Below are 7,790 nucleotides of genomic sequence, written 5' to 3'. Positions count from 1 at the left end.
GCCCCTCAGGAAATCAATTTATCCAGATCTTCTGCTGATAGACGTTTAAGGGCCTCCAAGGATTTAGCCAATGCGTCCTGCACCGGCGAATTATTTGTCTGCCGGGCCGCTATCTGCGCACTGAAATCGGCCAGGGTCGGGGCGGTGAAGATCGCCTTGACGTCGAACTCGGCGTGCAATTGCTCGCGCAGGCGCACCACCACCTGGGTCGCCAGCAGCGAATGCCCGCCCAGTTCGAAGAAGTTGTCGTTCATGCCCACCCGCTCCACTTCCAGCACCTCGGCCCAGATGGCAGCAATCTGCTGTTCCAGCTCGCTGTGCGGGGCCACGTATTCGCGGGCTTGCAGGCTCGCGTCCAGCGCTGGCAGGGCCTTGCGGTCGAGCTTGCCGTTGGGGCTCAGGGGCATTTGCTCGAGCAGCATCCACTGCGCCGGGACCATATAGTCCGGCAGGTGCTGGGCCAGGTGGATGGCCAGCACTTCGCGCCAGTCATCGCCGGCATTTTGCAGCACCAGATAACCCACCAGGTATTTGCCATCGACCGCCACCGCGGCGGCCTCACGGACCCAGTCATGTTCCAGCAGGCGTGCTTCGATTTCGCCGAGCTCGATGCGCAGGCCGCGCAGTTTGACCTGATGGTCGATGCGCCCGGCGTATTCGATCACGCCGTCCTCGCGGTAGCGCGCCAGGTCACCGGTGCGGTACAGGCGCTCGCCCTTGATGAAGGGATGGGCAACAAAGCGTTCGGCGGTGAGTGCCGGGCGGCGATGGTAACCACGGGCCAGGCCGATACCGCCCAGGTACAGCTCGCCCAGCACGCCGACCGGTACGGGCGCGAAGTTGCTGTCGAGGATGTAGCAACCGAGGTTGGCGATCGGACGGCCAATCGGCACCGCATCGCGGCCTTCGTCCACGCAGGTCCAGTGGGTCACGTCGATGGCGGCCTCGGTCGGGCCGTACAGGTTGTAGAGCCCGGCCTGCGGCAGCTTGGCGAACACTTGCTGCTGCGCGTCCACCGGCAAGGCTTCGCCGCTGCACACGATGCGTTGCAGGGTATGGCAGGTTCCGACGGCCGGGTCTTGCAGGAATGCCTGCAACATCGACGGCACGAAGTGCAGTGTGGTGACCTGTTCCTGGTTGATCAGATGGATCAACTTCGCTGGATCACGGTGATCGCCCGGCGCCGCGACCACCAGGCGCGAGCCGGTCATCAGCGGCCAGAAGAACTCCCACACCGACACGTCGAAGCTGAACGGAGTCTTTTGCAGCACCGTGTCGCTGCCATCCAGGCCGTAGGCTTCCTGCATCCATTGCAGGCGGTTGAGCAGCGCCGAATGCCGGTTACCGGCGCCTTTGGGCTGGCCGGTGGAGCCGGAGGTGTAGATCACGTAGGCCAGGTTTTCGCCGTCCAGCGCGATATTCGGGTTGGTGTCGCTGTAGCCCTCAAAGTCAGCCTCGCCCAGCACCAGGGTTTCCAGCCCTTGGGGAATCGGCAGTTGCCCAAGCAAATGCGCCTGGGTCAGCAGCAGCCTCACGCCGCTGTCTTGCAGCATGTAAGCCAGGCGTTCGCGCGGATACTCCGGGTCCAGCGGTACGTAGGCACCACCGGCTTTGAGCACCGCCAGCAAACCCACCACCATGTCGATGGAGCGCTCCACGGCCAGGCCCACCAGCACGTCCGGCCCCACGCCGGCTTCGATCAAGCGATGGGCCAGGCGGTTGGCGCGCCGGTTCAGCTCGGCATAGCTCAAGCGCTGTTCGGCAAACACCAGGGCCGCTGCGTCCGGCGTGCGTGCGGCCTGCGCTTCGATCAACTGATGCACCCACTGCCCCAGCGGGTAGTCGCGTGCGGTGGCATTCCAGTCGTGTAGCTGCTGCCGACGCTCGGTCGAATCCAGCATCGCCAACTCGCCCAGACGCTGCTGGCCGCCCTCAAGCATCGCTTGCAGCAGGTTGACCAGATGGCGGCCATAGCGTTGCACCATGTCTGAGCTGAAATGCGCACGGGCGAAACTGAACTGCACCGACAGGGTGTCACCGACGTCCACCAGCACCGTGAGCGGGAAGCTGGTTTGCTCGCGCGAGTCGGGCAAGCCAAAGCGGATACCGCTGCCGCCACTCTGTTCCAGGGCCTTGGACACCGGGTAGTTCTCGAACACCAGGATGTTATCGAACAAGGCTTCACCGCCTTGCCCGGCCCAGCGCTGGATATCGTACAGGCCGGTGTGCTCATGCTCGCGCAGGGTCAGGTTTCGCGCCTGCACCGCTTGCAACCACTGCGCCACGGACTGCTGGTCATCCACCGCGCAGATCACCGGCAACGTGTTGATGAACAGCCCGATCTGCTGTTCCACCCCCGCCAGCTCCGCCGGACGCCCGGCGACAGTGGCACCGAAGGACACCACCGCTTGCCCGCTATGGCGCTGCAGCAGGATCAACCATGCCGCCTGGATCAAAGTATTGAGGGTGACCTTGTTGCCGCGCGCGAAGGCCTCGAGGCGCGCGGTCATCCGGCGATCCAGGCCCAGTCGATGTTCGCCCTGCCCATCCGGCGCCATCGGCTGGCTGCTGCCCAGGCGGGTCGGCGCTTGCAACGCACTCAGTTGCTCGCGCCAGAAGGCTTCGGTCACACCCGCATCACGCTGCTGCAGCCAGCCGATGTAATCGCGATAGCGCCCCACCGCTTCAGGCACCGCTACGCCGGCGTAGCGTTGCAGCACCTCACCGAACAGTCGCGAGTTGCTCCAACCGTCCATCAGGATGTGATGGTGGGTGTAAATCAGCTCGTGGAGGTGCTCGTCGGTGCGCACCAGGACCAGGCGTACAAGCGGCGCCTTGGCCAGGTCGAAACCCTGGCGGCGCTCGGCGTGCTGCAGGTTCTGCAGTGCCAGCTCAGGTTCCGGCATGGTCCGCCAATCAAGCTGTTCGATCGGCAAGCGCGCCTCGCGGTACACCACCTGGCACGGCCATTCCAGCTGACCTTCCCAGAAGAACCCGCTGCGCAGCACGTCATGGGCTTGCACGGTAGCGTCCCAGGCCTGCTGGAACCGCGCCACGTCCAGGCCCTCGACTGTCACGCGGATCTGGTTGATGTAGTCGCCGGCCGCCTGTTCGTACAGGGTATGGAACAGCATGCCCTGCTGCATGGGCGACAAGGTGTAGAGGTCTTCGATGGCCTCGGCAGCCAGGGGCAAGGATTCAAGCTGTTGCTGGGTCAGGCGCGACAACGGGAAGTCGGAGGCCGTCACGCCGTGGTTGCCGGGGGTGCAGCAATGCTCCACCAACGCCGTCAGCTCGCGGGTAAAGGCCTGGCTCAAGGCCTCGATCTGCGGAGCGTCGAACATCAGCGGGCTGAAGGTCCAGCCCATGTGCAGTTCTCCGCCATACACCTGGCCGTTAAGGGTCAACCAGTTGCCCAGCGGGGCGTCCGGGCTTTGTTCGGCACCGGCGCTTTCCGAAGCCGGCGTGAACAGGCCGTCCGGTTGGTCAAAGCTGCCGTCGAACTGGCCCAGGTAGTTGAAGGTGATACGCGGCACCGGCAGCGCGCTGAGCGCCTGGCGCGTGGCGTCATCGCCCAGATAACGCAGCGCGCCGAAGCCCAGGCCTTTGTCCGGCACCGCGCGCAGTTGCTCCTTGATCTGCTTGATCGAAGTGGCGAGGGATTCGGCCGGGGTCAGGCGCACCGGAAACAGGCTGGTGAACCAGCCCAGGGTGCGGGTCAGGTCGATATCGTCGAACAGCTCTTCGCGGCCATGCCCCTCCAGCTGGATCAGGCTGGAGGCCTGCCCGGTCCATTGGCAGACCACGCGCGCCAGGGCCGTCAGCAGCAGGTCATTGATCTGGGTGCGGTACGCCGTGGGCGCCTGTTGCAGCAATTGCCGGGTGCGCTCGGCATCCAGTCTGCTGACCACCGTCCGGGCCAGACGACCGGGACGCGCGGCGTGCGGATCACGGCATGGCAAGTCGGCAGGCACGCCTTGCAGCTGTTGCAGCCAGAAGTCTTTCTGCGGCTGTACCGCTGCGCTGCGGGCATGCGCCTGCAAACGCTCGGCCCAGGCTTTGAACGACGAGGTCTTGGCCGGCAACGTCCGTTGGCGGTACAGGCTTTGCAAATCCTCAAGGAACACTCGCCAGGACACGCCATCCACTACCAAGTGGTGCATGACCAGCAGCAGGCGCTGTGAACCGTCGGCCAGGTCGGCAAGTACTGCACGCAGCAACTGGCCTTGTTGCAGGTTGAGGCTGCGTTGGGCACGCTCGCACAGGGTCTGCAGTTCGGCGCTGTCCTGCACGCTCGCTTGCCATAGCAAGGGGGTTGCTTGGGCGTCATGCCAAGCTGTCCAGCCCTCAGGCTGACGGCTGAAGCGCAAACGCAGCACGTCGTGGTGCTGGGTGATCGCTTGCAACGCAGCTTCCAACTGATCGCCCTGAATCGGCTGGCGCGGCGTCAGTAACAAGGACTGGTTCCAGTGATGGTGGTCCGGCAGCTCCCGCTCGAAAAACAACTGCTGGAACGGCAGCAACGGCGTTTCGCCCTGCACCGGGCCCTGCTCGATCACTCGTGCGGTCTGCAACTGCGCCACGCGGGCCAGGCTGCGGACGGTCTGGTGCTGGAACAGTGCCTTCGCGGTGAAATGGATACCGGCCGCACGCGCACGGCTGACCACCTGAATGGAGATGATCGAGTCACCACCACGCTCGAAAAAGTTGTCGTTCGACCCCACCTGCTCGACGCCCAGCACTTCGGCCCAGATCGCGGCGATCTGCTGTTCCAGGTCATTTTGCGGCGCTTCGTAGCGATGGGTGGCTTCGGGTTTGGGCAGGGCCTTGCGGTCGAGCTTGCCGTTGGGACTCAGGGGCATTTGCTCGAGCAGCATCCACTGCGCCGGGACCATGTAGTCCGGCAGATGCTGGGCCAGGTGGATGGCCAGCTCTTCGCGCCAGTCATCACCGGCGTTTTGCAGCACCAGGTAGCCCACCAGGTATTTGCCATCGACCGCCAGCACGGCGGCCTCGCGGACCCAGTCGTGTTCCAGCAGACGCGCTTCGATTTCGCCCAGCTCGATGCGCAGGCCGCGCAGTTTGACCTGGTGGTCGATGCGCCCGGCGTATTCGATCACACCGCCCTCGCGAAAGCGCGCGAGGTCGCCGGTGCGGTACAGGCGTTCGCCCTGGATAAACGGATGAGCGATAAAGCGTTCGGCGGTGAGTGCCGGGCGATGATGGTAACCACGGGCCAGGCCGATACCGCCCAGGTACAGCTCGCCCAGCACGCCGAACGGCACCGGCTCGAAGTTGCTGTCGAGGATGTAGCAACCAAGGTTGGCAATCGGGCGGCCGATCGGTACGGCGTCACGGTCTTCGTCCACGCAGGTCCAGTGAGTCACGTCGATGGAGGCCTCGGTCGGGCCGTACAGGTTGTAGAGCCCGGCTTGCGGCAGCTTGGCGAACACTTGCTGCTGCGCATCCACCGGCAAGGCTTCACCGCTGCACACGATGCGTTTCAGGCTTTGGCAGGTCGACACGGCGGGATCCTGCAGGAACGCCTGCAGCATCGAGGGCACGAAGTGCAGTGTGGTGACCTGCTCTTGATTGATCAGGCTGATCAATTTCGCTGGATCACGATGATCGCCCGGCGCCGCGACCACCAGGCGCGAGCCGGTCATCAGCGGCCAGAAAAACTCCCACACCGACACGTCGAAGCTGAACGGAGTCTTTTGCAGCACCGTGTCGCTGCCATCCAGGCCGTAGGCTTCCTGCATCCATTGCAGGCGGTTGAGCAGCGCCGAATGCCGGTTACCGGCGCCTTTGGGCTGGCCGGTGGAGCCGGAGGTGTAGATCACGTAGGCCAGGTTTTCGCCGTCCAGCGCGATATTCGGGTTGGTGTCGCTGTAGCCCTCAAGGGCAGACTCGCCCAATACCAGGGTCTCCAGTCCCTGCGGTATCGGCAACTGCTCAAGCAAATGCGCCTGGGTCAGCAGCAGCTTCACCCCGCTGTCTTCCAGCATGTAGGCCAGGCGTTCGCGCGGATACTCCGGGTCCAGCGGTACGTAGGCACCACCTGCCTTGAGCACCGCCAGCAGGCCCACCACCATGTCGATGGAGCGCTCCACGGCCAGGCCCACCAACACGTCTGGTCGTACACCGGCCTCGATCAGGCGATGGGCCAGGCGGTTGGCGCGGCGGTTCAGTTCGGCGTAGCTCAGGGACTCGTCATTGAAGCGCAATGCAAGTGCATCCGGCTGCGCCTGCGCCTGCGCTTCGATCAAATGATGTACCCACTGCCCTTGCGGGTAGTCGCGCTCGGTGGCGTTCCACTGATACAGGATCTGTTCGCGCTCACCGGCGCTGAGTAATGCCAGGTCCTGCACGGGCACTGCTGCGTTCGCCACGGCATCACGCAGCAGGCTCAACCAATGCTCGCCCATGCGCGCGACGGTGGCGGCGCTGAACAGGTCGGTGGCGTAGGTCAGCGACGCCCAGATGCCCTCGCCGCTTTCCTGGGTATCCAGGCTCAGGTCGAACTGGGCGCTGTGGCTGTCCCATTCCAGGTTGGCCACGCTCAGGCCTGGCAGTTGCTGCGCGGCGCTGTGTGAATGGGCCTGGTGATTGAACATCACCTGGAACAGCGGGTTGTGGCTCAGGCTACGCTCCGGCTGCAGCGCTTCCACCAGTTGCTCGAAGGGCAAGTCCTGGTGGGCCTGGGCCTCCAGCGCACGACACTTGGTGTGTTGCAGCAACTGGGCAAAGGTCATCCGGCCATCGAGGTCGGCCTTGAGCACCTGAGTGTTGACGAAGAAGCCGATCAGCGACTCGGTCTCGACACGGTTGCGGTTGGCGATCGGCACGCCGACGCGAATATCCTGCTGGCCGCTGTAGCGGTACAAAAATGCCTGGAAAGAGGCCAGCAGCAGCATGAACATCGTCACGCCTTCGCGTTGGGCCAGGGCTTTGAGCCCCACGACCAATGCCGGCTCCAGCTCGATGTCTTGCCGCGTGCCACGAAAGCTCTGCTGCGCCGGGCGCGGCTGGTCGAACGGCAACTCCAGCACCGGCTGCGGGCCGCTGAGCAATTTATGCCAGTAGTCCAATTGACGGGCTTTCTCCCCCGCTTCCATCCAACCGCGCTGCCACACCGCGTAATCGGCGTACTGGATCGGCAGCGTCGCCAACACACACTGCAGGCCCTGGCTGTAGGCGGCATAGAGTTGCATCAATTCCTGCACCATCACGCCCATCGACCAGCCATCGGAGACGATATGGTGCTGCACCAGCACCAGCACGTGCTCCGCTTCACTCACCGCGAACAAGCTGACCCGCAGCAGCGGGCCTTGCTGCAAATCGAAGGGCCGCGCGATTTCAGCCTCTACCCGCGACTTGAGGCGGGCTTCGTCGACCGCGCTTTCGGCGATCTCGATCGGTGCAGGCGCCAGCACTTCCTGGGTACGTTGTTCACCGTCCAGGTGCAGGCGGGTGCGCAGGCTTTCGTGGCGCGCCACCAGGGTGTCGAAACTGCGTTGCAGGGCGGCCTTGTCCAGACGCCCGCTCAGGCGCAGGGCACCGGGGACGTGATAGGCGGCGCTTTCAGGGTCCAATTGCCAGAGAAACCACTGGCGTTCCTGGGCGTAGGACAGCGGCAGGTGCTGGCCGTCCTCGCGGATCGAGGCAATCGGCAGTTGCGCGAAGCTCATGCCACGGCTTTGCAGGCGCTGGTAGAACTGCTGGCGCTGTTCCAGAGGCAGGCGGAGAAAGCGCGAGACCAGATCGATATTAGGGTTGGAAAGCATGGT

1 protein-coding gene is annotated in these 7,790 nt (G+C 64.3%); it reads right to left on the bottom strand.

The features are described from left to right. Window positions 1-5: 5 nt before the first annotated feature. Window positions 6-7,787, bottom strand: coding sequence for a non-ribosomal peptide synthetase (locus tag H0Z09_RS17385; protein ID WP_186691797.1), 7,782 nt, complete (start codon window positions 7,785-7,787; stop codon window positions 6-8). Between the last annotated feature and the right edge of the window lie 3 nt (window positions 7,788-7,790).

This window comes from Pseudomonas sp. SWRI18 (assembly GCF_014268345.1).
Taxonomy (GTDB): Bacteria; Pseudomonadota; Gammaproteobacteria; order Pseudomonadales; family Pseudomonadaceae; genus Aquipseudomonas; species Aquipseudomonas cedrina.
This window is presented reverse-complemented; position numbering and strand designations above follow the sequence as displayed.

Coding starts and splice junctions, on each gene's coding strand:
- H0Z09_RS17385 (WP_186691797.1), bottom strand. CDS start 7,787: ATGCTTTCCAACCCTAATATCGATCTGGTCTCGCGCTTTCTCCGCCTG.